The sequence below is a fragment of the Streptomyces sp. adm13(2018) genome, assembly GCF_008042145.1.
Taxonomy (GTDB): Bacteria; Actinomycetota; Actinomycetes; order Streptomycetales; family Streptomycetaceae; genus Streptomyces.
In genome coordinates, this window is sequence record NZ_RDBH01000150.1 from 1 (window position 1) to 698 (window position 698).

Annotated in this window: 1 protein-coding gene; it reads left to right on the forward strand. The window is 75.6% G+C overall.

What is annotated here, in order from left to right; genetic code table 11:
* Positions 1 to 698 (forward strand): lycopene cyclase family protein (locus tag EAO70_RS34885; RefSeq protein WP_261993200.1); only part of this gene is annotated, 698 nt, incomplete at both ends.

Here is a 698-nt window from a genome sequence, read left to right on the forward strand (position 1 = left end):
GATCCGCCCTCCTCCAGCACTTCCGCGGCTGGTTCGTCCGGACGCGCCTGCCGGCGTTCCGGCCGGAGGTCGTGGAACTCATGGACTTCCGCACCCCGCAGCCCCGGCACGGCCTCTCCTTCGGCTACGTCCTGCCCACCGGCCCCCGCGAAGCGCTCGTCGAGTACACCGAGTTCGGCCCGAGCGTCCTGACGGAGCCCGCCTACACCGCCGCGCTGCGCCACTACACCGAGGACGTGCTGCGCCTCGGCGCGTACGAGATCCTCGGCGAGGAGCGGGGCGTCATCCCCATGACCGACGCCCACCACGCCCCGCGCGCCGGACGTCACGTCTTCCGGATCGGCGCGGCCGGCGGGGCCGTCCGTCCCTCCACGGGCTACGCGTTCTCGGCGATCCAGCGGCAGACCCGCGCGGTCGCCGCCGCCGTCCACCAGGGCCGTGTCCCCGTCCCGCCCCCGGCCTACCGGGGCCGCCACCTCGCCATGGACGCGATCCTGCTGCGCGGTCTCTCGACCGGCCGGGTGCGGGGCGCGCCGTTCTTCGGCGGCCTCTTCCGGTCCGTCCCGGCCGAGCGCATGCTGCGCTTCCTCGACGGCGAGACCCGCCCCGCCGAGGACGTGCTGATCGGGCTGCGGACGCCCGTACTGCCCATGCTGCGGTCGGCCGCCGGGCTCCCGTTCCTCCCCCGCGTCCCCCAC